The organism is Natronococcus sp. (assembly GCF_047921035.1).
Taxonomy (GTDB): domain Archaea; phylum Halobacteriota; class Halobacteria; order Halobacteriales; family Natrialbaceae; genus Natronococcus.
Genome location: NZ_JBLRWX010000056.1, coordinates 1 through 23,762, shown reverse-complemented (window position 1 = coordinate 23,762; position 23,762 = coordinate 1). Strand labels below are relative to the sequence as shown.

Sequence of the window (23,762 nt, the reverse complement as noted above, 5' to 3'; positions counted from 1 at the left end):
ACCTCGGCGACGACGAGGACGACGATCTCGGCGACGATGACGAGGACGACGATCTCGGCGACGATGACGAGGACGACGACCTCGGCGACGACGACGAGGACGACGACCTCGGCGACGACGACGAGGACGACGCTCTCGGGGACGACTGAGCAGGCTGACGCAGTGGGCTGACGTCAGTTTGGGGTCTTCCCTTTTCGACCGTTCGAGCCGATAGCCGTACGTGTATCGCGAGTACCCGGTCCGACGTCCGGTCGCCGGGAACCATGGTGTGTCACGACTGCGGGGCGACGTGGTGGTCGCTATCCGCTCGTTTCTCTCGGGAGCCCGAATCCCAACCGCTTATATCGCTCGATGGACGACTCGTACTCGAGGGCACGTAGCTCAGTCCGGAAAGAGCGTCGGACTTCTAATCCGACGGTCGTGGGTTCAAATCCCATCGTGCCCGTGCAGCGAACGACGTGAGCGAACCGGCACGTGGGATTTGAACCAGGGAGCAGCTTCGCTGCGACTGTGGTTCAAATCCCATCGTGCCCGCTGATTCTGCGACGACGGGGCGAGTGGAGGAGGATAGAGGTCAGCCAGTTACGGCTCCCGATCGCGTCTAGCTTATAACACCCTGAGGTGCGTCCGCAACCGTCGATCAGCACCAGTTGTACCACCGCGAACGATTTGATAACCGGATAAATCCAATAGAAATCCTAACTATATAGGTCGTTCCGACCTCTCGATCGGCCCGACAGCCATCGCACTGTGCAGGCCGCCGATACAACTCCCTCGAGTCGTTGTCACGGGTATGGACGAGACGATCGCCGCCGCGGACACGTTCGCCGAACAGGCTCGACGGCGCGCGGAAACCGAACGGGAGGCCGTCGAGTGGGCCGTCGACGAACTCGCCTCCGCGATCGACGACCGGGGAGTCGACCTCGAGCCCCTGCTCGAGTACGCCCGGCGGAGCCGCGAGAGCCTGCCGGATCGCCACCGACGGGCCTACGAGGCGATGACCGCGGCCTTCGACGTCGATCCGGCCCTCTACGAGGTGTACGTCTTCGCGTACTCGGAACTCTGCGAGGAACTGGCCGACGGACGGGGGCGCTCCGAGAAGAACCCGAAGGGATGTACGAACGTACTCGTCGCCCCACCGGATTCCGAACCGCCCGCCGACGTCGGATCCGATTCGACGACCGAGGGACCGCTCGTCCTCAAGAACCGGGACATCGCGGGTCGAGGAACCCGTCCGAAGTCGGTCGTCGAACAGCCGCCGATCGACGACTACCACGGGTTTCTGACCGTCGACACCTGCGGAACGATCTCGATCTTCAAGGGAGTCAACGACCGGGGGCTGGTCGCGGCGAACACCTACATCGACAGCGAGCGAGACGACGTCGATCCCGAGGATCAGCTTCGAAACGGAACCGTCATCCGGATCGTGTTAGAGGAGTGTGCCACCGTCGGGGAGGCCCGGTCGCTGCTCGAGTCCGTCCCGACCCGCCAGCTGTGCGGGCAGACGCTGTTTCTCGCCGACGAAACCGACGCCGTCTTGCTCGAGGTCGACCCGGTGGCCGAGCGAATTGCCGTAGACGACGCACCCGTCGTCGCACGAACGAACCACTTCGTGCTGTCGGACTCGACCGAGACCGAGAGCTCGATCAGGCGGCGACGCCGGGCGCTGTCGCTGCTCGAGAACGACGAGTATCCCGATCGGGACGAGCTGTGGGCGGTCGCTCGGGACCACGAGAACGGTCCCGGCGACGATTCGATCTGTCGACATCCCGAACCCGAAACGGACGAGCCGCACGCGTTCGGCCAGCTGACGACCGCGAGTGCAGCCGTTTTCGAGGGTGGATCGCCGGAGATCGAAGTCGCGATGGGCAACCCCTGTGAGGGAGAGCGCACGCGGTGGTCGTTCGGCGAGGAGATCCCGACCGATCTTCGGACGGGACGGCGGTGGCTCGATCGGCACTGACTTTCTCCCGCGGCTTTCGCCTCGCAATACTTTGACTACCGACTTCGGACGCCTGGACCCGGAAAATAGGCCTTCAGGCTCGAACGCGCGATCGGTCCAGATCGGCCTCGAGCTGTCTCGCGGCCTCGAGTCGTAGTCGCTTCGCCTGACGTTTCGTCACCCGCGAATCCGGGAGTCGATCCGCCAGCGGGTCGTACTCGTCGGGGGCGAACCCGAGCTCCCGCAGGTAGCGTCGCACGCTCGAGTTCGCCAGTCCGTCGTGGATCGCGGCGTCGGTAACCGATTCGACGGTTTCGAACTCGGGGAGCGGCATCTCTTCGCCGGTGGCGTCCGCCGACGGCTCGGCGCTGCCGATGACCGTACCACGGGCATCGGCGTGCGTGACGATCGATCGCACCGTCTCGGCTAGCCGAAGTATCTGACTCGGGAGGGCTGCGTCCGGCGACCGCCACTCGACCGTCGGCATCGCGCGACGGAGCCGAACCGGAGTCCAGACCGCGTCGTAGGGATCGAACTCGTCGTCGAACTCGGACGGCTCGACGCCGCGCTCGAGGGCCCGCTCGCGGAACCCGTCGTAGGCGTCCTCGAGGTGGCGCTCCCACTCGGCGACGCTGTCGACGTAGGGCCAGAGCTGCCCCTGTTCGGGACAGGCGTCGTAACACGATCGTCGATAGAGGTAGGGGCGCGCACACGCGGCAATCCGCTCGCCGCGGTAGTGCGACGAACTGTTGACCAGGGCGAACGCGGGGTCGATCGCCGTCAGGGCGTTGAGCTGATCGGCGACGTTCGACTGCTCGAAGTGCATGTGGGTGCCGGCACAGACGCGGGCGTCGTCGAACGTCGGCCCCACGATCCGTCGCTGGAGGTCGGTCCCGCGCTTCTCCCGGTAGGGGACTTCGGCCGGCGAGGCGTACAGCGGGGTCGCCAGCGGAACGAGTCGCTTGTTCCGTGCGCGTGCTGCGTCGACGACGTGCTCGATCCGATCGAGAAACTCCTCGCGGAGTTCGGTCATCGACGTACACGGGGTGGTCTTGATCTCGAGCATCGGCTCGACGAACTCGGGGTCGATCCCGTCCGAGACGTCGAGCAGTGTTCCGGGTGGTACCAGATCGCCGTCGTCGTCGACGACCCAGTACTCCACCTCGAGGCTGGTTTTCATGGGGGTATCTCCGTTGAGCTGCGGTATCGGTCGGCCCTCGGACGAGTCGTCTTCGGGCCGGCGCTCCAATCGGACGCGATCGGTCAAACCGTCGGACGGCGTCCGATTTTCTCTCGGGATGCTGGCTAAGCCAGTTCGGCGTGAACCGCTTGAGCCTGCATATGAAGGGAGACGACACCCGCTCGATAGCGCGGAAGGAGCGTTACAGCCGCGAGAGCGCCGATTTCGGGAGGTTTTCTCGAGAAATATTTCGGTTACGGTTCCGGCGGCGGCCGGAGCCAGCAGGGACGATCCGATATCTCCGCCAGCAGCAGTCTCTCGAGGGGGCCGGATCGAGACGGAACCCGTTCCTGAATCCGAGTTAATATAATTAATTATTTATGTAAAACAATATAGGGTGGCGTATGAACGGTTCAAACGGCCACGGTAGTGTCCGATTCGGTCGGCGAACGTTCGTCTCGCTGCTGGGAGCGGGTGCGGGAACGCTTGCGTTGTCCGGGTCGGGGACCGCATCGACGGCGGAGACCGCCTCGGACGATTCGCTCGAGGCGTTGTCGTTCTACTCGACGGCGAGCCAGGTTGACGCGGACGGGGAGCCGCTGACCGACCCCGAACACGTCGTGGCGTTGGCTTCCGAAGACGCGTACGTGATGACCGCCTCGGAGGAAACGGACGAAGCGGACGTCACGTTCTACGACGAGGAGCGAATCCCGCTCGTGTCCCAGGACGGTTCCGTGATGGGAATCGGCTCGGCGGGGTTCGTCAGCGACGAACGCGGCGGCTTCTCCGAGGGGAACGAGCAGTTCCTGCTCAACGCCTGGGACGACCTGCTGGGTGGCGATGGAACGGTGCTGTGGGACGAGAGCCACGGGCAGTACTGGTCCCTCGAGCGCCACAGCGTCTTCCGGGAGTACGCCGACGCAAACGGCTACGATCTGCGGGCGCTGACGGAGTTCGACGACGGCGGTGAGCCCGAACTCGAGTTCTACTCGACGGCGAGTCAGGTCGCCCCCGACGGCGGCGCGCTGACCGACGACGAGACGGTTCTCGTCTCCGCCGAGGGGACGGCCGAGAACGTCGACGGGAACGACGACGGCGCGTACCTGTACGCCGATGACGAGCGAATCCCGCTGGTCTCGCGGGACGGCTCCGTGATCGGGTTCGGCGCGCCGCTGGTCGACGACGACAATACACACGACGAGAACGACGCGTTCGTCCGCTCGCTGTGGGACGAGGTGATCGACGGGGACACCGTCTACTGGGACGAGAGCCACGGTCAGTACTACGGGAGCTGGCAGTTCGCGGACTTCATCGCCGACGCCGAGGCGGACGGGTACGACGTCTCGGGAACTGACGACCTGCTCGACGCGCTCGAGGACGACGCCGACGCGGTCGTGATCACGACCCCCGAGCAGCCGTTTACGGGCGAGGAACTCGAGGCGCTGGCGTCGTTCGTCGACGACGGCGGGGTCGTCTTCTTCCACGACCAGTCGGAGTTCGGCGGACACGACGAGACGGCGAACCTGAACGAGATCGCCGACTCCCTCGACCTCGCCTTCCGGTTCAACGCCGACCAGGTCGAGGATACGGAGACCGGGTGGGCCGACCACGTCCTCACGACGACGGACTTCGACGCGTCGCGCGTCGAGGGAGGGGATCCCGAACTCGGTCTCGCGGACGCCGACGGGCTCGTGATCACAACGCCCGCCCGTCCGTTCTGGGGCGAGGAACTCGAGATCCTCGAGTCGTTCGTCGACGACGGTGGAGCCGTCTTCCTGTTCGACCAGTCCGACTTCGGCGGCAACGATCGGACCGAGAACCTGAACGAGATCGCCGACACTCTCGACCTCGCGTTCCGGTTCAACGGCGGACAGGTCGAGGACGAGGTCCAGAACGACGGACCCGAGTACGTCCCCGTCTCGCGGGAGTTCTCGGACGCGTTCGACTACTTCGACGACCGCGAGGGAATCGGCATCGAGTTCGAGGCCGGCGAGACCTACCACGGGCGGGTCGTCCGGGTCTTCGACGGCGACACCTTCGAAGTCGAGTTCGACTCCGAGTTCGGCTACCGCGAGACGATCCGACACATCGGGATCGACACCGCCGAAACCCCGCCGGCGGAGAACGACCCGGAGGAGTGGTTCGGCATCCCCGACGACGCGGACGACCACCTCTACGACTGGGGCGCCGAAGCGACGGAGTTCTCGCTGGATCTGATGGCCCCCGACGATGCTGAGGCGGGCGAGGGGGACATCGACGGCCGTCACGTCGAGTTGACGTTCGATACCGACGAGCCGCTGCGCGGGAACTACGGCCGGCTGCTGATGTACATGCACTACGATCCCGACGACTTTGCGGCCGACTTCGAAACCGGCGATTTCTCGGTGAACTACAACCGCCAGATGGTCGAGGAGGGGTACGCTCGTATCTACTCCTCGGGCTTCTCGAAACACGACGAGTGGGCCGAGTTCGAGGAGGCGGCCCTCGAAGCCGGGCGGGGAATCTGGTCGGCGGCCGACTTCGACGCCCTCGAGGAGATCCGCAACGACCCCGTCGAGGAGCTGTTCGTGCCCAGTGCCCGCAGCGTCAGAAGCGCTCGCGGCCGCGACGGCGGTCGACTCGCCGACGACCGCGTTCCGGTTCGAGCCGTCGACACCGCAACGCAGGAGCTCGGCGACGGCGGCGTCGCCTACGAGGACGAGGGGGCGCCGCTGGTCGCCGTCGACGAGACCAAGCGCCTCGCGCTGGTCGGCGGACTCGCGATCCACGAGCGCTACGAGGAAGCGGAAGGATTCGACGCGGATACGAGCGAGTACGGCAACTTCCCGTTCCTCGCGAACCTGATCGAGCACCTCTCCGAGGCTGACGGCGACGTGCTCATCGCCGGCGGCCAGGGCCAGTTCGACATCCCCGGCTCGATCACGCTCGAGCGCTGCCAGTACTTCCTGCGCTACCTCGAGGGCGTCGGCCTCCGGCTGCGCCAGAGCAACGACCTGGCGTCGACGCTGCCCGCCGAGGACGAGACGCCGCGGGCGATTCTCGTGACGGCTCCCGCCCGCGAGTTCGATCTCGAGGAGATCCTCGCGCTCCGGCGGTACCGAAACCGGGGCGGCGCGGTCGTCCTGCTCGGCAGCGCCGAGACGCCAGCGGCGCAGGTCGACGACCTGAACGATCTGGCGTGGCGGCTCAACACCGACCTTCGGTTCAACGACGACGAACTGCGCGACGAGACGAACAACGTCGGCGACGACCCCGCGGTGCTCGAGACGGACGCGCTCGAGGCGTCGTTCCCCCTGTTCGACGCCTACGAACCCGAGACGGACGGAGACGATCACCCGGGACGGGGACAGCCGTCGCCGCCCGGCAGAGCCCGCGGCCGAGACTGACGGAGGATCGAATCGGTTTCCGACTTCGGAATTCCGTTCCGTTGACGCGTCGGGCCGCGACTTATCTCGTCTCGGGGCCTACGACCGGGTATGACCGCACGGGTGTCCGGCGCGACGAGGCGGCGGTTCCTCTCGAGCGCCGCCGTCACACTCGGGGGCGTTCTCGTGGCCGGCTGCGCGGGCCGAGAGGAGGGAGACGGCGACACCCACGAGGATCCGGAGCCGATCGTCGACGAGGCGGAAACCCTCGAGAACGACACCGACCCCGACGCCTGGCGGGACGTCGGGGAGATCCGACTCGACGCCTACGTCGGCGGCTGGGTTGGCGTCGAACCGGCCCACGTCGACCGCGTCGAGAACCCGACGCTCGTGCTGTTCGAGGGTCGATCGTATGAGATCACCATCGCGAACCGGGACAACGTCAAGCACAACCTGGCGATCTGGGACGCGGAAGACGAGCGTGTCGAGGAGTACGCGACCGACGTCGTCGCCGCCACCGGGACGACCGAGACGCTGTCGTTCACCGCGACCGACGCGATGACGACCTACATCTGCGAGCACCAGCCCCGGATCCAGCTCGGCGACCTCGAGGTCGTCGCCGACGAGTGACCGTCCTCGACGCGACCGTTAGCGAACGACGGTTACCGGAACCGGCGCGCGGCGGACGATCTTCTCGGCGACGCTGCCCAGCAGGACGCGGGAGACGCCCTCCCGACCGTGGCTGCCGATGACGATGTGGTCGACGTTGTGCTCCTCGGCGAACTCGACGACCTCACGTTCGGGTTTGCCGACGGCGGTCTCCGTTCGAAATTCGACGTCGGTGGTATCGAGCGGTTCCGTAACGTCCTCGAGAGAACTCGAGGCCTCCTCCTCCCGATCGCGAAGCGCCTCCTGCAGGAGGTTGATGCCGGCCTCGGTCGAGCCGCCCGCGGCCTCGACGACGCGCAGCAGGACGATCTCCTCGTCGGCGTGGGAGTCGAACGCGTACTCTACGGCCTTCTGTGCCGACGCCGAACCGTCGTATGCGACGAGTACTGTCATACGCTACCCTACCCAGTTCCGAACCATAAACGCGATGCACGAACCGTGCCGTCGGTCCTCGATCCGACTTCGTCTCCGTGCGAGGAGCTTCCCGGAGAGTCACCGGGGTGTCGTTTCGACTCGAGGCGACCGACGCGACTCACTCCGTTCGCCGCGGATGCTATTCGTTAAACCCGTCCTCAAACCGGAACGTACCATCTCGCTGCACCACTTCGCCGTCGATCTCGATACGGGAGTCCTCGCTCATGTCGACGATCATGTCGACGTGGACGGCCGACTCGTTTGCCTCGTTGCCCTCGCCGACGGTGTCGTCGTAGGCCCGGCCGACCGCCATGTGGACGGTGTCGCCCATCTTCTCGTCGAACAGCATGTTGTACGTAAAGCGGTCGATGTCGCGGTTCATCCCGATGCCGAGTTCGCCCAGTCGGCGGGCGCCGTCGTCGGTCTCGAGCACGTTCGTCAGGACCTCCTCGTTCTTCGCGGCGGAGTGGGAGACGACCTCGCCGCCCTCGAACTCGAGGGAGACGTCCGTGATCTCCCGTCCCTGGTGGTACAGCGGCATGTCGAACAGCACCTCGCCCTCGACGGAGTCGGGCTCGGGAGCCGTGAAGACCTCGCCGCCGGGGAGGTTGTGCTTCCCGTGGTCGTTGATGGTCGGGTTACCGTCGATCGACATCGTGACGTCGGTGGTGTCACCGCTCTTGATCCGGATCTCCTCGCCGGCGTCCATCAGCTCGACCATGTTCTCCTGGTGGTCGCGCTGGGCCTCCCAGTCCTTGTTGACGGCGTCCCAGACGAACCCCTCGTAGGCCTCGGTACTCATCTCGGCGAGCTGGGCGTTCGCGGGCGCGGGGAACTGCGTGAGACACCAGCGGGTCGAGAGCCGTTCCTCGAGGATCGGCTGGTGGGCCTGTCGGTACGCCGCCTGGGTCTCGGGGTCGACGTCGCTGGTCTGGGTGACGTTGTCGCTGGCCCGAATCGCGATGTAGACGTCGGTGTTCTCGATGAGCGCGAGTTCGTGTTCTGGCGTGTCGAACCCCTCCTCGGCCGCGCGAAGGTAGGCGCGCTGTTGTCGCTCGCCGGTTCGCTGGCTGGTCGTGATCGGGTTCGCCCCGCGGTCGCCGATCACCTCGTGGAGGGCGACGACCAGATCCTCGGCGACGGGGTGGGCGTCGACGACGACGTTGTCCCCTTCCTGCAGATCGACGGAGTGGTTCGCGACGATCTCGGCGTGCTCGCGGATGCGTGGGTCCATGTGTCACGACTCTCGGCGCTTCGGAATACCGTTTTCGAATCGAAATCCGCGCCGTCGGTCACTCCCCCCGGTTCGCGAGAAAGATCCCGAGGTAGATCGAGGCGACCGCGCAGGCGACCCCGAGGAGGAACGCGAGCGTGAACGGCGACTCGAGCGAGAACGCGGCCGCCTCGCCCGTCACCCAGCCGACGAACCCGGTTACGACGAGGCCGACCGCGGCGAGTCGCAAGACGGTGATGAGCTGCCGTGCGTTCATGGCGGACGATAGCGAACCGGCGGTACATATTTTCTCGCCGACTTGGGAACGTCGGCTATTTGACGGCCCGCCGGCTACCCGTTCCCATGATCGATCTGCGCTCGGACACCGTGACGAAACCCGACGACGAGATGCGGGAGGCAGCCGCCGCGGCCGAGGTCGGCGACGACGTCTACGGCGAGGACCCGACGGTGAACGACCTCGAGGCCCGCGCGGCCGAGCGGGTCGGCACGGAGGCCGCACTGTACGTGCCGACGGGAACGATGGGCAACCAGATCGCGGCGCGAGTCCACACCGAGCGCGGCCAGGAGGTGCTCGCCGATCGCAAGAGCCACGTCGTGAAGTACGAACTCGGCGGGCTCGCACAGCTGGCGGGGCTGCAGGTGCGGATGCTCGACGCCGACCCGCGGGGCGTGCCGACGCCCGAGCAGGTCGACGCGAGCTACGTCGCGGAGGACCTCCACCGCCCGGGGACCGGCTTGCTCTGTCTCGAGAACACCCACAACGCTCGCGGCGGGCTCGCGATCGAACCCGAAAAGATCGAAGCCGCGGCCAACGCTGCTCACGACCGCAACGTTCCAGTCCACGTCGACGGCGCGCGGATCTTCAACGCCGCGACGGCGCTGGACGTTCCCGTCACCGATCTCACCGAGCCCGTCGATTCGGTCATGTTCTGTCTCTCGAAGGGCCTTGGCGCCCCCGTCGGCTCGATGCTCGCGGGCTCCGAGGAGTTCATCGAGCGCGCTCGCCGGGTCCGCAAACTGTTCGGCGGCGGGATGCGCCAGGCCGGGATCGTCGCCGCGCCCGGGCTGCGGGCTCTCGAGAACGTCGACGACCTCGAGACCGACCACGAGAACGCGCGCCTGTTAGCCGACGGGCTCGGCGAGATCGAGTGTCTCGAGGTCCAGCGTCCGGAGACGAACATCGTCCTCGTAGACGTCTCGGGGCTCGGTCTGACCAGCGAGGACGTCCTCGAGCGACTGGGAGAGGACGTTCGGCCGTCGGCGTTCGGCGAGACCACGCTCCGATTCTGTACGCATCGCTGCGTTTCGCGGAACGACATCGAGAAGGCGGTCGATCTGGTCGGCGAACGCCTCGAGTAACTTAGCGTCCCTCCATCCCGTCGCGGAACTCGAGGATCGTTCGCCGCAACAGCAGGTAGGTGAAGAAGATCAGCGCGAGCAGGATCAGGACGATCGCGATGATAACCGGATCGTCGGGGAGGAAACTCGTCATACCCGGCCAGTACAGCACGACCCGGCAAAGTCGTTTCGACGTTTTGTTTCCTACACTCTCTTCGTGTAACTCAGTTGGGTGAAACCGATCTTTCAGCTTGCCGAGCGGCTATTACCTGCCGGCGCGTAGGTCGAGTCGGCCTCGGCGATCGTCTGCCCGTCGACCGGGGCCACACGGGACGTTCGCCGTCGGCTCGCTGGACCGACGGTCGGACGAACGGGGACCGCGACCCGCTCCCGCTGGCGCCGGTCGTTTCGTCGCGGTCCTCGCTTCCGTTTTCACTCCGGCCGGACACCGATCGTCTCGAGGACGGTTCCGTCCGGCTCCCGGAGCTCGCCCGAGAGCCCGTCGCCGTCGCGCTCGAGGACGGCGAAGCCCGGTCGATTGCCGCGGGGCTGGGCGTGGCTACCGGGGTTGAGCAGGACGACGTCGTCGGTTTCGACGACGGTCGGCCGGTGGCTGTGTCCCGAGACGACGACGTCGGCGTCCCGCGACCGGCCGAACATCGCCAGTCCGGTCGCCCCGCCTTCGCGTCGGTGCGTGACGGCGAAGCGAACCCCGCCCGCCTCGACGACGCGGGCCGTCGGCAGCCGGTCTTTGACTGCGGGGCTGTCGGCGTTGCCGTGGACGGCGAACAGTCGGTTGCACTCGCCCCGGAAGGCCTCTAGGGCGGACGGACTCGTGAAGTCGCCGGCGTGGATCACCGTTTCTGCGTTCCGGGTGGCCTCGAGGGCCTCGCCCTCGAGTTCATGGCCGTCGCCGCTGTGGGTGTCCGAGAAGATCGCGATCATAGCCGGAGTTCGGTCCGCGGGGGTAACGTCCCTTTCGCCTTCCGTCGTTCAGCTCTCGTTCGCCCCGTCGTAGATCGCCACGATCGTCGATCCCGACGGGCGATCGCCCAGCGTCGCCGACACCGTCGTCGCCTCGAGATCCACCGTCGACTCGAGGCGCTCCCAGCCGTCGTCCGTTTCAACCGCGATCCCGACGTCGGTCGGGCTCGCGCCGGGCGGCAGCGCCGAGGGGTCGTAGACGAGTTCGACCCGGAACGCATCGACGGCCCGCAGCTCCTCGAGTCCGACGAGTTCGATCGAATCCGCGAGCGCGGTCGCCGTCGGATCGCGGCTGCTGCGCTCGAGGCCGAACTCGTCGGGAACGACGCCCGCGACGACCTCGGCGCGAGCGCCCGCGCGTTCGAGGGTAAACTCCACGACGTCACCGGAATCGTAACCGGGGATAGCCATACTCGAGGCGAAGCCCTCGAGGGGTATGTCGCTGTAGCGCGCGCACGCCGGCTGTGCGGACGTCTCCCACGGATCGGATGCGTTCGGTGTCGCCGATTCCGACGGCGCCGTCGGGGTCGGAGACGAATCCTTTTATCGTAGCGGGAACCACTCAGTACCGTGTCCGAGACAGCCGGGTACATGCGATTCTTTCCGTACGAGCGACCCTACGAGAACCAGCGCGAGGCGATGGACCGCATCTACAATGCGCTGGTTCGGGACCAGGACGTCCTGTTCGAGGGCGCCTGCGGGACCGGCAAGACCCTCTCCTCGCTCGTTCCCGCCCTCGAGGTCGCCCGCGAGCAGGACAAGACCGTCGTCATCACGACGAACGTCCACCAGCAGATGCGCCAGTTCGTCGAAGAGGCCCGGGAGATCACCCTCGAGGAGTCGATCCGGGCGGTCGTGTTCAAGGGGAAGGGGTCGATGTGTCACATCGACGTCGGCTACGAGGAGTGTCAGACCCTGCGGGACAACACCCGGGCCGTCGTCGACGCCGAGCGCGACCGCGAACAGTTAGAGCGCCGCCAGCGGGAACTGCTCGCCGAGAGCCAGGAGGGAAGCGACGGCGGGTCGGCCGCGGACGCCCGCAGCGCCGTCATGGACGAACTCGAGTCGATCGAGGACCGCCTCGAGGACCTCGAGGAGCAGAACGTCTGTGACTACTACCGAAACAACCTCACGGGGGATACGGACGACTTCTTCGCCTGGCTGTTCGACGATGTCCGCACGCCCGAGGAGATCTACGAGTACGCCGAACAGCGCGAGTTCTGCGGCTACGAACTGCTCAAGGAGGGGATCGAGGGCGTCGACCTCGTCGTCTGTAACTACCACCACCTGCTCGACTCGACGATCCGCGAGCAGTTCTTCCGCTGGCTCGGCCGCGACCCCGAGGACGTGATCGCGGTCTTCGACGAGGCTCACAACGTCGAGGACGCCGCCCGCGAGCACGCGACCCGAACCTGCTCGGAGCGCACCTTCGACTCGGCGCTGGACGAACTCGCCGACAGCGACGATCCGCGAGCCGAGGACGCGACCAACGTCCTCTCGGCGTTTCACCGCGCGCTGGTCGAGACCTACGAGGATTCCTTTAGGTTCGGCGAGCGCGAACGGATCGGCGAGAGCTGGGCGGACGTCCCGATCGCGAACGAGGATCGACGCGACGAACTCACCCTCGAGTTCCTCCAGCGCTATTCGGGACAGGGGATCGACGACGACCTCGAGGCCGCGATGGCGCTCGGCCAGGAGTTAGACGAGGAGTACGAGGAGGCCTACCGCGAGGGCGAGACGGCAACGCGAACGGAGTGTCAGACCCTGCAGGCGGCCGGCTTCGTCGGCGCCTGGATGGACGAGGGGACGAAGGAGGGACTGTACCCCGTCGTCTCCGTTACGCGAGACGCCGGCACCGACGAGATCTACGGCCGCGCGGAGCTGTACACCTGTCTCCCCCGCCAGGTGACCGGACGGCTGTTCGAGGAGGTCTCGGCGACGATCCTGATGAGCGCGACCCTGCAGCCGTTCGACGTCACGGAGGACGTGCTCGGACTCGAGGATCCGATCACGATGGCCTACGGGCTCGAGTTCCCCGAGGAACACCGTCGCACGTACGCCGTCGAAACGCCGCCGCTGTTTTCGTCGGATCGGGAGGATCCCGCCGTCCAGGAGACCGTCGCCGAGACGCTCGACGACGCGGTCCGGATGACCGCCGGCAACACGCTCGCGTTCTTTCCGAACTACGGCGAGGCGAGCCGGTACGCGGAACGGCTCGAGCGCCGCGAGTCGGCGACAGTCTACCTCGACGAACCCGGCGTCGCCGTCGAGGAGCTTCGCCGGGAGTTCGTCGAGGACGACGACGGAGTCCTCTGTACCTCGCTGTGGGGGACCCTCGCGGAGGGCGTGAGTTTCGACGGCGACCACGCCCGAACGGTACTGGTCGTCGGCGTTCCCTACCCGCACCTCGACGACCGGGCCGAGGCGGTTCAGGAGGCCTACGACGCCGCCTTCGAGGGGACCGACACCGGCTGGCGCTACGCCGTCGAGATCCCGACCGTCCGCAAGACCCGCCAGGCGCTCGGTCGAGTGCTTCGATCGCCGGAAGACATCGCCGTCCGCGCGCTGCTGGATCGACGGTACTCGAAGGACGCCAAGTCCGATCTGGGCAAGTACAGCGTCAACGGGACCTTTCCCCACGAGGAACGCGAGGAGCTGCTCGATATCGAGCCCTCGAAGCTCAAGTTCGCGATGCGGAACTTTTACGGCGACCACGGCGCCTACGACGGCGACCCGCCCGCCCCCTGACTACTTCCGCTCGAGGGTCACGTGGGCGGCGCCGTTCGTCACGGTGACGACGTGGTCGCCGCTCTCCTCGACCGCCACGTCGAAGCGCTCGGTGTCGGAGACCGACCGGGCCTCGAGCGGTCCCTCGCCGATCTTCGCGACCTGGACGCTGACCGCGTCCCCGTTCTCGACCCGTTCGACGTCGATCTCGACCGCGAGGTCCTCGCCCTCGTCGGCGCTGAACTCCGCGGTGTGTTCGTCCTCGAGCGTCTCGTCGATCCCGTCGTCGCCGACGAGGTCGGTCGCGGCCGAACAGCCCGCGAGCGGGACGGCGGCGGCGACGCCGAGCAGTGACCGTCGGTACATGCTCTACTCCCTTCGGACCGTGCTATATGTGTTTTCTGGGCGACAGAGCCCCGTTCGGACGGCGGACTACGCCGACAGCACGACCCGACTCACCGGCAGTCTGTCGGTTCCGTTCCAGAACTCGAGTTCGCCGACGGTCCACTCGATCGGCTCGACCTCGCGGTCGGCCAGCCGTCTCGCAGTCGGCTCATCGCCGCCGCGGGCCAGAGTGACGTGGGGGACGTAGTCCTCGCCCTCGAGCCCCGCGACGGTGCCGAACTCCTCGGCGAGGCGGGCGTGGACCGCCTCGAGACCGGGGCTGTCGACGGCCAGGTAGACGACGGGGGCCGACCCCAGCGGCGGGTCGGCGAAGTAGTCGATCCCGGTGACGCGGGCCTCGATCGGGGAGACCCCCTCGAGGGCGCGGTGGGTGCGGTGCTGGAGCTGGGTGACGTGGTCGGCCTCGCCGAGGCGCTTGAGCAGACAGGAGTGGTCCTCGCGAACCGTCTCGAACCCGACCAGTTCGGGGTAGAGGGCGTCCGCGAGTTCGCGGACGCGCCCGGGGACCGGGACGTTGACGCTGTACACGTTCCTGCGAGTACGGCCGATCGCCCTATGAGTGTGGCGTTCGGCGGGACCGTCGTCCGTTCCGAGCGCCGTCTCCCGTCCCCATCCTCGAGCAGCGATCGGACGGACGTCGCCGCCGTCGTCGGAAAGACCTATTTAGGCGGCACTACCACGTTCTCGTAATGGATGTGCGGGGGCTTCGAGCCCTAGTGGTGCTCGTGGTGGTCGGCTGCCTGCTCGTTCCGATGCCCGTCTCGGCCGTGGTGGCGGCCGACGGCGACGCCGGATCCCAACAGCAGGTGCTCCAGCAGACCGACGACGAGGGGTTACAGTTCGACGACGCTGACGAGATTCACATCGACGTCGAGATCCACGAGAACGGGTCGGCGACGTTCTTCATCGACTATCGGTTCCCGATAAACACCGAAAACGAGTCGATCGAGGAGTGGGAGCTCCTCCAGGAGGACATCGAGTCGAACCCCCAGGAGTACGTCGATCGGGAGGCCGAAGGCTGGAACGAGGTTCTCTCCGACGGCGAGAACGCGACCGATCGCGAGATGGAGATCTCGAACTTCACGGTCAGTACCGACGAGAGCCCGGCGCCGCGTGACATGGCCCACGTCCAGTACCAGTTCGAGTGGTCGTCGTTCGCCCACGTCGAACTCAACCGCATCGAGGCCGGCGACGCGCTGTCCGGGTTCACGCTGGTCGACGACACGACGCTGCAGCTCTTCTGGCCGGACACCTACTCCGCCTACGAGATCGATCCCGACTCCGACGACCGGGGGGAGGGTTCGGTCTTCTGGGACGGCGGCGACACCGAGTTCGCCGACGACCAGCCGCGCGTCGTTCTGATCGAGGACACCGACTCCGCCGAGGAGCCGACCGAGTCCGAGGAGGGGCCGGCGATGCCCTGGCTCGCGGTTCTCGGCGCACTCGGCGCGCTCGCACTGGCCGGGGTCGCCGGCTGGTGGATCCGGTACGGACGGGAGCCCGACTCCGGGAGCGCCGACCCGGCGGAGCCGTCGGAACCGACGGCTGGTCCCCAGCAAGCGGGTCCGCCGGCGGAGCTGTTGAGCAACGAGGAGCGCGTGTTGCGGCTGGTCGAGAACCGCGGCGGACGAATCAAACAGCAGGAGGTCGTCGCCGAACTCGACTGGACCGAGGCCAAGACCAGCCAGGTCGTCGGCGGGCTCCGGGAGGACGGGGAGCTCGAGGTCTTCCGTATCGGCCGGGAGAACGTTCTCGCGCTCCCTGACGAGGAGATCGACGAGGAGTAGTCGAGCCGGCACAATACTTGCCCGCCGAGTAGGATTTAAGAGGATGCGTACTCTTAGGAAGTGCTAATGAGCGGCTCCGCCGATAGCTCGGGTGCCCTTTTCGCTACCGACGGAGCCGTCGTGCCGCGACGACCGCGACGACCGGGCCTTTGAGCCCGCACTATACCTCACCCCCTCGTTCCGGATCCACCCAAACTCCAAAAACTCCAGTTTTTCGGCGTAGCGTGGCCTGCAGCTTTAATTTCTAAACCTAAGAACGACGAATTTAAGTCCATCCCCCCGTACCACTCGAGTAGACATGACACGCGTTGCACTTGCGTTCTCGGGGGGACTCGACACGACCGTCTGTGTCCCGCTGCTCGAGGAGGAGTACGGATACGACGACGTTATCGGCGTTACGGTAGACGTCGGCCAGCCCGAATCGGAGTTCGAGGAAGCCGAGGAAACCGCGGAGGCGCTCGGACTCGAGCACTACGTCGTCGACGCCAAAGAGGAGTTCGCAGATCTCTGTTTCGAGAGCGTCCGCGCGAACGCGACCTACCAGGGCTACCCGCTGGGAACCGCGCTCGCCCGCCCGGTGATCGCCAGCGCGATCCTCGAGGTCGCCGAGGAGCAGGGCTGTACGGGAATCGCCCACGGCTGTACGGGGAAGGGTAACGACCAGCTTCGCTTCGAGGCGATCTGGCGCGACTCCGATCTCGAGGTCATCGCCCCCGTGCGCGAACTCGGGCTCACGCGCGAGTGGGAGAACGAGTACGCCGAGGAGAAGAACCTGCCCGTCGAGGGCGGCGGCGGCGGCAAGTGGTCGGTCGACACCAACCTCTGGAGCCGCTCGGTCGAGGGCTCCGAACTCGAGGATCCGAGCTACGTTCCCGGCGAGGAAATCTACGAGTGGACGCAGGCTCCCTCGGGCGACACCGGCGAGATCGAGATCGAGTTCGACGAGGGCTACCCGGTCGCCGTCGACGTTCTCGGGAGCGAAGCTCCCGCGAGCCAATCAGAAGCGGACGCTTCTGATGACGGCGAGGCGTACGAGCCCGTCGAACTCATCCAGCACCTCAACGAACTCGCGGGTGCCTACGGCGTCGGTCGCACGGACTCGATGGAAGACCGCATGCTCGGGCTGAAGGTGCGCGAGAACTACGAACACCCCGCGGCGACGACGCTGCTCAACGCCCACGAGGCCCTGGAGGGACTCGTCCTCACCCAGGAGGAGCGCGAGTTCAAGCAGCTGATCGATCAGAAGTGGTCGAAGAAGGGCTACGAGGGACTCGTCGACGCGCCGCTGGTCGGCGCGCTCGAGGGCTTCATCGACGAGACTCAGCAGCGCGTCACCGGAACGGTGACGATCCGCTTCGAGGGCGGCCAGGCCCGCGCGGTCGGCCGCGACAGCAAATACGCCGCCTACTCGGCCGAACACGCCTCGTTCAACACCGAGACGGTCGGCAAGATCAGCCAGGAGGACGCCACGGGCGTCGCGAAGTACCACGGCTTCCAGCGCCGCCTGGCCAACGAGTCGATCGCGGCAAACGAGGAGGAAGAGGTCGAGCTGGCGACCGACGGAGGCGAGGAGTAAGATGAGTGGAGAGGAAGCTTCCGACGCGAACGGGTCGGACGACGCAGGCGTCGTCCGACGGGACCGCTTCAGCGGCGGCCCCGCGCGGAGCTTCCTCTCCTCGCTTTCGGCCGACGAGCGGATCTTCGAGGCCGATCTCGAGGTCGACCGCGCCCACGTGCTCATGCTCGCCGAGTGCGGTATCCTCGCGGACGACACCGCCGGGGAGATCCTCACGGCGCTGGACGCGATCGAGGTCGACGGCCACGACTCCCTGCCCGACGGCGAGGACGTCCACGAGGCCATCGAGACGGCCGTCATCGAACGGATCGGCGAGGAAGGCGGGAGGATGCACACCGCCCGCTCGCGCAACGACGAGGTCGCGACCTGCATCCGCTACCGCCTGCGCGAGGACGTCCTCGAGGCGATCGAGACCACCCTCGCGCTGCGCGAAGCGCTGCTCGACGTCGCCAACGAGGGTCGGGAGACGATCATGCCCGGCTACACGCACCTCCAGCCCGCCCAGCCGACGACCGTCGCTCACTGGGCGCTGTCCTACGAGGCTGGGGTTCGTCGCGACACCGACCGTCTGCTCGACGCCTACGGGCGGATCAACGAGTCGCCGCTGGGCGGGGCGGCGTTCGCGGGCACGACGTTCGATATCGACCGCGAGCGCACGGCGGAACTGCTCGGGTTCGAGGGGGTTCCCGCGAGCAACGCGAGGGGGAGCTCGGCGGAGCAGCGCTCCGCCGTTGTTATCGAGAACTCGATGGACGCCGCCTCGAGCCGCGATTTCCTGCTCGAGACGACCCAGGCGCTGTCGACCCACGCGACGACGCTGTCGGGGCTCGCCGAAGATCTCGTCGTCTTCGCCAACCGCGGCTTCGTCGACCTCGCCGACGACTACTCCTCGACGTCGTCGATCATGCCCCAGAAGAAGAACCCGGACACGCTCGAGCTCGTCCGCGCGGTCGCGGGCGACGCCGCGGGCGGCGTCCAGGGGCTGACGACGACGCTCAAGGGACTGCCCCGCGCGTACAACCGCGACTTACAGCGCGCGACGACCCACGCCTGGGAGACCGTCGACGCCGTGACGGAGGCCAGCGAGGTCGCCGCGGGCGCGGTCGCGACGGCCGACTGGAACGAGGAGGCTCTCGCCGCGGAGGCGGGCGCGGGCTTCTCGACGGCCACCGGCGTCGCCGATCTGTTGGCGGCCAACGGACTGCCGTTTCGTACCGCACACGAGATGGTCGCCCACGCCGCGGAGAACGGCGGGGATTACGAGGCGCTCGAGGCCGCAGCGGGGGACGTGCTGGGCGAACCGCTCGAGTCGTTCGTCGATCCCGCGGCCGTCGAGGACGCCCTCGATCCCGAGGCGAGCGTGGCGAGTCGCGACTCGCGTGGCGGACCTGCCCCCGAGGCGGTCGCCGACCAGCTCGAGTCGGCCCGCGAGGCGCTCGCGGCCGACGAGGCGACGCACACGGCGACGGACGAGGCCCTCGAGGACGCTCACGCGGCGCTTCGCGAGGAGGTGAACCGGTATGTCTAACGGGTTCGTTCCTCGAGGTCCGGTTCGACCGAGCGTGCCGACCCCGCCGCCGTCCCCGCGAGGGGACAATATACAACTTGAATGATACGAGGGACAAAATCTGCCGGAAAACGACAGCCACACACCGTTAGTGTGTAGTGCGACTATTGTAATCTTTCTGTTAGGTTCGAAGGCTTTAAGGGTACTGCGCTCCCAGTTGGGAGTACAATGACAGAATGCGTCGAGTGTGGGGCGGAAGTGTCCCTGCACGACGATCTGGAAGTGGGAGAGATCGTTGACTGTACGACCTGCGGAGCCGAATTGGAAGTCGTCGACACCGAGCCGCCAGTCCTCGAGCGAGCCCCGGAGCTCGAAGAGGACTGGGGTGAGTGACCTTGCAGATAGGAATACTCTACTCCCGGATCCGCAAGGACGAGAAGCTGCTCCTCTCGGAGCTTCGCGAGCGCGACCACGACGTGACGAAGATCGACGTCCGCAAGCAGACGTTCGACATCGGCGAAACGCCCGAGGAGTTCGTGGACCTCGACATCGTGGTCGACCGCTGTCTGGCCACGAGCCGCAGCCTCTACGCCACACAGTTCTTCGAGGCCTACGGGGTTCCCGTGGTCAACAGCAACGAGACGGCCGAGATCTGCGCCGACAAAGTCAAAAATAGCCTCGCGCTCGAGAAGGCTGGGGTCCCTACGCCCGCGACGAAGGTCGCGTTCACGAAGGAGACCGCCCTCGAGGCGATCGAGGAGTTCGGCTACCCCTGCGTGCTCAAACCCGTCGTCGGCTCGTGGGGCCGTCTGATGGCCAAGATCGACTCCCGCGACGCCGCGGAGGCGATCTTAGAGCACAAGGCGACGCTGGGTCACTACGAGCACAAGGTGTTCTACGTCCAGGAGTTCGTCGAGAAACCCGGCCGCGACATCCGCGTCGTCGCGATCGACGGCGAACCCGTCGCGGGGATGGTTCGCTCGTCGGACCACTGGATCACGAACGCTGCAAAGGGTGCGGAGACGAACGTCTTCGAACCCGACGCCGACGCGAAAGAGCTGGTCGAGAAGGCTAGCGACGCCGTCGGCGGCGGACTGCTGGGCGTCGACCTCATGGAGACGGAAGACGGGTACACCGTCCACGAGGTCAACCACACCGTCGAGTTCAAGGCGCTCAACGACGCCGTCGAAACCGACGTCGCCGGCGCAGTTGTCGACTGGCTCGAGGAGAAAGCCGCCGAGGACGACAGTAAGGAAGTCGAGGTGACGTTCTGATGGCGGTCGGCACCGACGCCAGCGCCGACGAATCCGCCGAGACCGTCACCGCGACGGTCGTCGGCGGCAGCGGCTTTACGGGGGGTGAACTGCTGCGCTTGCTCGCCGGCCACCCCAACTTCGAGCTCGCGGAAGTGACGAGTCGCTCGAAGGCCGGCAAGAGCGTCGGCTCGGTCCACCCGCCGCTGCGCGGGACCGACCTGCGTTTTACCGAGCCCGACGATCTCGAGAGCGTCGACGTCCTGTTCGCCGCGACGCCACACGGCGTCTCGATGGGGCAGGTGGACGAGTTCTTCTCCATCGCCGACACCGTGGTCGACCTCTCGGCCGACTTCCGACTCGACACGGAGGAACAGTACGACGAGTGGTACGACGGCCACACCGCACCCGAGTACCTCGAGAAGGCCGAGTACGCGCTGCCCGAGATCAACCGCGAGAACCTCGCGGGCGCGGAGCTGATCGCTGGCGGCGGCTGTAACGCCACCGCCACCATTCTGGGGCTGTACCCGCTGTTCGAGCACGGAATCCTCGAGGGCGGCGAGCAGGTCGTCGTCGACGTGAAGGTCGGCTCGAGCGAAGGCGGCGCCGGCGGCGGCGAGGCCTCGAGCCACCCCGAGCGCTCGGGCGTCGTTCGCCCCTACGCGCCGACGGGACACCGCCACGAGGCCGAGATCGAGCAGTTCCTCGACACCTCGGTCGCGTTCACCTGCCACGCCGTAGACATGATCCGCGGCGCCAGCGCGACGGGCCACGTCTTCCCGTCGGGACCGGTCTCGAAGGGCGACCTCTGGCAGGCGTATCGTGGCTGCTACGAGGACGAGCCGTTCGTCCGCATGGCCGCGGGCGGCTCCGGGGTCTATCGCTACCCCGAGCCCAAATCGGTGGCGGGGACCAACCTCGCCGAGGTCGGCTTCGAGCTCGACCCCTCGAACAAGCGCATCGTCGTCTTCTCGGCGATCGACAACATGATGAAAGGATCGGCGGGCCAGGCGGTCCACGCCGCGAACATCGCGCTCGGCCTCGAGGAGACGGCCGGACTCGAGTTTACGGGGCTCCACCCCGTGGGGGCGCCGTAAATGACCACGGTCGTCAAAATCGGCGGCGCCCGCGCCGTCGACCCCGAGGGCGCGCTCGCCGACGTTGCCTCCCTCGTCGAGGACGGCGAGGACAGCGCGGAACGGAGTTCCGCTGGCCGTTCAGGCGGCATTGAGCCGCCTGAAGACGTCGTCCTCGTCCACGGCGGCTCGACGGCCGTCGACGAGACCCTCGAGGAACTCGGCCAGGAACCCACCTACGTCGAGACGCCCGGCGGAGTGGTCGGCCGATTCACCGACGAGGACACCATGGACGTCTTCAAGATGGTGATGCCCGGCAAGCTCAACACGGATCTCGTCGAGAGCCTGCAAAACGAGGGCGTAAACGCCGTCGGCCTCTCGGGCACGGACGGCAAACTCCTCGAGGGCAAACGTAAGTCCGCAGTCCGGGTCAAGGAGGACGGCAAGAAGAAGATCAAGCGCGGCGACCACTCGGGCAAGATCGAGTCGGTCAACGCCGACCTGCTCGAGACGATGCTCTCCGGTGGATACACGCCGGTCGTCTCCGTTCCGATGCTCGGCAAGGAGAAGGAGGGCGGGTACACGGCCGTCAACGCCGACGCCGACCGCGCCGCCGCGGCGATCGCTGGTGCGCTCGAGGCCGACCTGGTCGTCCTCACGGACGTCTCGGGGATCTACGAGGATCCCGACGACGAGTCGACGCGGATCGACTCCGCGTCGACACCGGAGGAGTTCGCGGCCGTCGAGGAGGCAGCTGAGGGATTCATGACGAAGAAGGTGATGGCCGCGACGGAGGCCCTCGAGGGCGGTGCGTCCTCGGTGATCGTCGCAACGGCCAACGCGGACGCGCCCATTACGAGCGCACTCGAGGGCGAGGGGACGACCCTCGAGCCCGGCGTGCTCGCCGACAATGAGACGGACGAGGAAGCCCCACAGGAGGCCACACGATGAGCGACCACGACTTCGTCTCCGGCAGCAAGCCGATCGGTATCGAGCGCGGCGAGGGACTGTCCCTCTACAGCACGGACGGTACGGAGTACCTGGATGCCGGCGCGAGCTACGCCTGTACGCCGCTGGGCCACTCCCATCCCGCGGTCGTCGACGCGGTCCAGGAACAGGTCGGCAAGCTGACGTTCGTCGACTCCTCGTTCCCCGTTCAGTCCCGCGAGGACGCCTACGCCGCCTTTGTCGCGGCCGCACCGGACGGACTCGAGCAGGGGTGGTTCTGTAACTCCGGCACCGAGGCCAACGAGGCCGCCCTGAAGTTCGCCCGGTCTGCGACCGGCGAGTCGAAGATCATCGCGGCGACCCGCTCGTTCCACGGGCGGACGATGGGCTCGCTCGCGGCGACCTGGAAGGACAAGTACAAAGAGCCCTACGAGCCCCTGGCCGGCGACGTCGAGTTCGTCCCCTACGGGGACGACGAGGAGCTCGCGGCCGCCGTCGACGACGAGACCGCGGCCGTCATCCTCGAGCCGATCCAGGGCGAGGGCGGGATCAACCTCCCGCCCGCGGGCTACCTCGAGACCGCCCGCGAGCTAACCGAGGAGGCCGGCGCGGCGCTGGTCTTCGACGAGGTCCAGACCGGGATGGGACGGACGGGTTCGATGTGGGCCTGCCAGAACGCGGGCGTCACGCCCGACGTGCTCACCGCGGCGAAGGGCCTCGGGAACGGCCTGCCCGTCGGCGCGGTCGCGGTTCGTGACTGGATCGCCGACGGCGCGGCCTCGCACAACGCCACGTTCAGCGGCGGTCCCGTCGTCTCCGCGGCGGTCCACGCGACGATTTCGACGCTGGTCGAGGAGGAGTGGCCCGCCCACGCCGCCGAGGTCGGCGATTACCTCGTCGACGAACTCGAGGCCGCACTCGGCAATGCGGTGCGCGAGGTCCGCGGTGAGGGGCTGCTCGTCGGGATCGAGCTGAAACGCGGCGCGAACCGCGTCGCTCGCGATCTGGCGATGAACCACCAGGTGCTGGCGCTGCCGGCGGGCCGAACCGTCCTGCGCCTGCTGCCGCCGCTCGTGATCGACGAGGACGAGGCCGACCGACTCGTCGAGGCGCTGACCGAGACCGTCGCCCCCGAAGCGGCGTCCGAACCATGAACGCGAGCACGACCGACGCGACCGCCGTCTCTCGGGAGAACGCTCGGAACCTGCTGGTGGATCTCGTCGCGATCCCCTCCCCGACCGACGAGGAGCGCGAGGCGGCCGAACGCCTCGTCGAGTTCTTCTCGGCGAACGGCCGGGAGGCCTGGATCGACGAGGTCGGCAACGTCCGCGCGCCCGCGGACGATTCGATCCTGTTG

Annotated in this window: 22 protein-coding genes, 1 tRNA gene and 1 pseudogene; 15 read left to right on the top strand and 9 right to left on the bottom strand. The window is 67.0% G+C overall.

The genetic code is table 11. The features are described from left to right. The first annotated feature begins 370 nt into the window (after positions 1–370). Positions 371–445, top strand: a tRNA-Arg gene (locus ACNA7R_RS12365). A 348-nt stretch (positions 446–793) separates the two neighbouring features. After that, positions 794–1,963, top strand: coding sequence for a C45 family autoproteolytic acyltransferase/hydolase (locus ACNA7R_RS12360; RefSeq protein WP_416283868.1), 1,170 nt, complete (start codon positions 794–796; stop codon positions 1,961–1,963). A 73-nt stretch (positions 1,964–2,036) separates the two neighbouring features. Here ACNA7R_RS12360 and ACNA7R_RS12355 read toward each other — a convergent pair whose 3' ends face one another. Next, positions 2,037–3,122, bottom strand: a complete 1,086-nt coding sequence (locus ACNA7R_RS12355; RefSeq protein WP_416283867.1) for a glutamate-cysteine ligase family protein — start codon at positions 3,120–3,122, stop codon at positions 2,037–2,039. A 404-nt stretch (positions 3,123–3,526) separates the two neighbouring features. On the opposite strand from ACNA7R_RS12355, the gene ACNA7R_RS12350 reads away from it, so the two are divergent. Continuing rightward, complete coding sequence (locus tag ACNA7R_RS12350) at positions 3,527–6,508, top strand: thermonuclease family protein (protein ID WP_416283866.1); 2,982 nt, start codon at positions 3,527–3,529, stop codon at positions 6,506–6,508. Between the two features lie 90 nt (positions 6,509–6,598). Beyond that, positions 6,599–7,117 carry a hypothetical protein gene (locus ACNA7R_RS12345; RefSeq protein ID WP_416283865.1) on the top strand — a complete coding sequence of 173 codons (519 nt, stop codon included), beginning with the start codon at positions 6,599–6,601 and terminating at the stop codon, positions 7,115–7,117. A gap of 18 nt (positions 7,118–7,135) precedes the next feature. On the opposite strand, the gene ACNA7R_RS12340 is transcribed toward ACNA7R_RS12345, so the two are convergent. The 3 genes from ACNA7R_RS12340 to ACNA7R_RS12330 all read right to left on the bottom strand — a co-directional run bounded on the left by ACNA7R_RS12340 (position 7,136) and on the right by ACNA7R_RS12330 (position 9,060). Beyond that, the gene (locus tag ACNA7R_RS12340; protein WP_416283864.1) at positions 7,136–7,549 is read right to left on the bottom strand and encodes a universal stress protein; all 414 of its coding nucleotides are present in this window, start codon (positions 7,547–7,549) and stop codon (positions 7,136–7,138) included. Positions 7,550–7,709: 160 nt separating this feature from the next. After that, complete coding sequence (locus ACNA7R_RS12335) at positions 7,710–8,804, bottom strand: aminopeptidase (protein ID WP_416283863.1); 1,095 nt, start codon at positions 8,802–8,804, stop codon at positions 7,710–7,712. Between the two features lie 58 nt (positions 8,805–8,862). Then, positions 8,863–9,060: a hypothetical protein gene (locus ACNA7R_RS12330; RefSeq protein ID WP_416283862.1), complete on the bottom strand. Its 198-nt coding sequence runs from the start codon at positions 9,058–9,060 to the stop codon at positions 8,863–8,865. Positions 9,061–9,146: 86 nt separating this feature from the next. Between ACNA7R_RS12330 and ACNA7R_RS12325 the strand changes: the two genes are divergently transcribed. Continuing rightward, the gene (locus ACNA7R_RS12325) at positions 9,147–10,163 is read left to right on the top strand and encodes a threonine aldolase family protein (RefSeq protein WP_416283861.1); all 1,017 of its coding nucleotides are present in this window, start codon (positions 9,147–9,149) and stop codon (positions 10,161–10,163) included. 1 nt (position 10,164) lies between these two features. Here the strand turns inward: ACNA7R_RS12325 and ACNA7R_RS12320 are convergent, their stop codons facing one another. From ACNA7R_RS12320 to ACNA7R_RS12310, 3 genes are all read right to left on the bottom strand, one after another. Next, positions 10,165–10,296 (bottom strand): hypothetical protein, encoded by a 132-nt coding sequence (locus tag ACNA7R_RS12320; RefSeq protein WP_416283860.1) that lies wholly within the window; start codon positions 10,294–10,296, stop codon positions 10,165–10,167. A gap of 278 nt (positions 10,297–10,574) precedes the next feature. Next, entirely contained in the window at positions 10,575–11,087 is a 513-nt protein-coding gene (locus tag ACNA7R_RS12315; protein ID WP_416283859.1) for a metallophosphoesterase, read from the bottom strand. A 48-nt stretch (positions 11,088–11,135) separates the two neighbouring features. After that, complete coding sequence (locus ACNA7R_RS12310) at positions 11,136–11,537, bottom strand: hypothetical protein (protein WP_416283858.1); 402 nt, start codon at positions 11,535–11,537, stop codon at positions 11,136–11,138. A 159-nt stretch (positions 11,538–11,696) separates the two neighbouring features. On the opposite strand from ACNA7R_RS12310, the gene ACNA7R_RS12305 reads away from it, so the two are divergent. After that, complete coding sequence (locus tag ACNA7R_RS12305; RefSeq protein WP_416283857.1) at positions 11,697–13,874, top strand: ATP-dependent DNA helicase; 2,178 nt, start codon at positions 11,697–11,699, stop codon at positions 13,872–13,874. On the opposite strand, the gene ACNA7R_RS12300 is transcribed toward ACNA7R_RS12305, so the two are convergent. Then, on the bottom strand, positions 13,875–14,219 hold the full coding sequence (locus ACNA7R_RS12300) for a hypothetical protein (protein WP_416283856.1): 345 nt from the start codon (positions 14,217–14,219) through the stop codon (positions 13,875–13,877). A gap of 66 nt (positions 14,220–14,285) precedes the next feature. Continuing rightward, positions 14,286–14,786, bottom strand: a complete 501-nt coding sequence (locus ACNA7R_RS12295; protein WP_416283855.1) for a 2'-5' RNA ligase family protein — start codon at positions 14,784–14,786, stop codon at positions 14,286–14,288. Between the two features lie 161 nt (positions 14,787–14,947). Between ACNA7R_RS12295 and ACNA7R_RS12290 the strand changes: the two genes are divergently transcribed. The 9 genes and pseudogenes from ACNA7R_RS12290 to ACNA7R_RS12250 form a co-directional block, all read left to right on the top strand. Continuing rightward, positions 14,948–16,045 (top strand): helix-turn-helix transcriptional regulator, encoded by a 1,098-nt coding sequence (locus ACNA7R_RS12290; protein ID WP_416283854.1) that lies wholly within the window; start codon positions 14,948–14,950, stop codon positions 16,043–16,045. Positions 16,046–16,343: 298 nt separating this feature from the next. Continuing rightward, the gene (locus tag ACNA7R_RS12285; protein WP_416283853.1) at positions 16,344–17,621 is read left to right on the top strand and encodes an argininosuccinate synthase; all 1,278 of its coding nucleotides are present in this window, start codon (positions 16,344–16,346) and stop codon (positions 17,619–17,621) included. Between the two features lies 1 nt (position 17,622). Further along, a complete protein-coding gene (gene argH, locus ACNA7R_RS12280) occupies positions 17,623–19,149 on the top strand; it encodes an argininosuccinate lyase (RefSeq protein ID WP_416283852.1) in 1,527 nt (508 codons plus the stop codon). Between the two features lie 207 nt (positions 19,150–19,356). Continuing rightward, positions 19,357–19,521 (top strand): lysine biosynthesis protein LysW, encoded by a 165-nt coding sequence (gene lysW / locus ACNA7R_RS12275; RefSeq protein WP_005554620.1) that lies wholly within the window; start codon positions 19,357–19,359, stop codon positions 19,519–19,521. Then, positions 19,518–20,402 carry a lysine biosynthesis protein LysX gene (gene lysX, locus ACNA7R_RS12270; protein WP_416283851.1) on the top strand — a complete coding sequence of 295 codons (885 nt, stop codon included), beginning with the start codon at positions 19,518–19,520 and terminating at the stop codon, positions 20,400–20,402. The genes lysW and lysX overlap by 4 nt, the downstream gene beginning before the upstream one ends. Then, positions 20,402–21,478 carry an N-acetyl-gamma-glutamyl-phosphate reductase gene (gene argC, locus ACNA7R_RS12265; RefSeq protein WP_416283850.1) on the top strand — a complete coding sequence of 359 codons (1,077 nt, stop codon included), beginning with the start codon at positions 20,402–20,404 and terminating at the stop codon, positions 21,476–21,478. The genes lysX and argC overlap by 1 nt, the downstream gene beginning before the upstream one ends. Further along, complete coding sequence (locus tag ACNA7R_RS12260; RefSeq protein WP_416283849.1) at positions 21,479–22,408, top strand: acetylglutamate/acetylaminoadipate kinase; 930 nt, start codon at positions 21,479–21,481, stop codon at positions 22,406–22,408. Then, positions 22,405–23,559 carry an aspartate aminotransferase family protein gene (locus tag ACNA7R_RS12255; RefSeq protein WP_416283848.1) on the top strand — a complete coding sequence of 385 codons (1,155 nt, stop codon included), beginning with the start codon at positions 22,405–22,407 and terminating at the stop codon, positions 23,557–23,559. Before ACNA7R_RS12260 ends, ACNA7R_RS12255 begins: the two co-directional genes overlap by 4 nt. Further along, positions 23,556–23,762: pseudogene (locus tag ACNA7R_RS12250) on the top strand (acetyl-lysine deacetylase); the annotation flags it as partial. The gene ACNA7R_RS12255 and the pseudogene ACNA7R_RS12250, both read left to right, overlap by 4 nt.